The sequence below is a fragment of the Caballeronia sp. dw_276 genome (genome assembly GCF_018449635.1).
Lineage (GTDB): Bacteria > Pseudomonadota > Gammaproteobacteria > Burkholderiales > Burkholderiaceae > Caballeronia.
The window spans coordinates 1-739 of the sequence record NZ_JAAVUV010000062.1 but is presented as its reverse complement, the minus strand read 5'-3'; the positions used below and the strand labels follow the sequence as shown (position 1 = coordinate 739).

The window sequence follows — 739 nt, the reverse complement described above, 5'->3', positions numbered from 1 at the left end:
GGCGGCAACAAGTACAACGTGGCCGGCAAGCTCACGATCAAGGGCAAATCGCAGAACGTCACGGTGCCGGTCACCGTCACGCAGCAGGGCGCCACGCAAACTTTCGATGGCGCGTTGCCCATCAAACGCACGCAGTTCGATGTCGGTTCAGGCGAGTGGAAAGACACATCCGTTGTCGCCGATGAAGTCGTGATCAAGTTCCATCTCGTCGCGCTCAAGAAATAATTCGTCTCCAAACCCATTCAGGAAAACACATGAAAAAGAACCTTTTGATCGCGGCAGCAGGCGCGTTGTTCGTGGCGGCATCGTTTAACGCAATGGCGGCTGAAGTCACGTATCAGCTCGATCCGAACCACACGTACCCGAGCTTCGAGACCGACCACTTCGGCGGCATTTCGGTGTGGCGCGGCAAGTTCAACAAGAGCAGCGGCTCGGTGACGATCGATCGCGAAGCCAAGAAGGGCACGCTTGAGGCGACCATCGACATGACGTCGATCAACATCGGCAACGAGAAGCTCGACGGCGAACTGAAGAGCGCGCAATTCTTCGATACCGAAAAATTCCCGACGGCGACCTACAAGGGCACGTCGATGAAGTTCAAGGGCGATGTGCCGGTGGAAGTGATCGGCGAGCTGACGTTTCATGGTGTGACGAAGCCGGTGAACCTGAAGATCGAATCGTTCAAGTGCTTCACGAACCCGATGCTGAAGAAGGAAGTGTGCGGCACGGAATCGTCGGC

General features: G+C 56.4%; 2 protein-coding genes. Both read left to right on the top strand.

Going from position 1 to position 739, the window contains the following annotated elements; translation table 11 throughout:
• Positions 1 to 225 (top strand): YceI family protein (locus HB633_RS30620; protein ID WP_213781862.1); only part of this gene is annotated, 225 nt, incomplete at its 5' end.
• 29 nt (positions 226 to 254) lie between these two features.
• Positions 255 to 739: YceI family protein (locus HB633_RS30615; RefSeq protein WP_213781861.1), on the top strand; the 485-nt coding region annotated here is incomplete at its 3' end.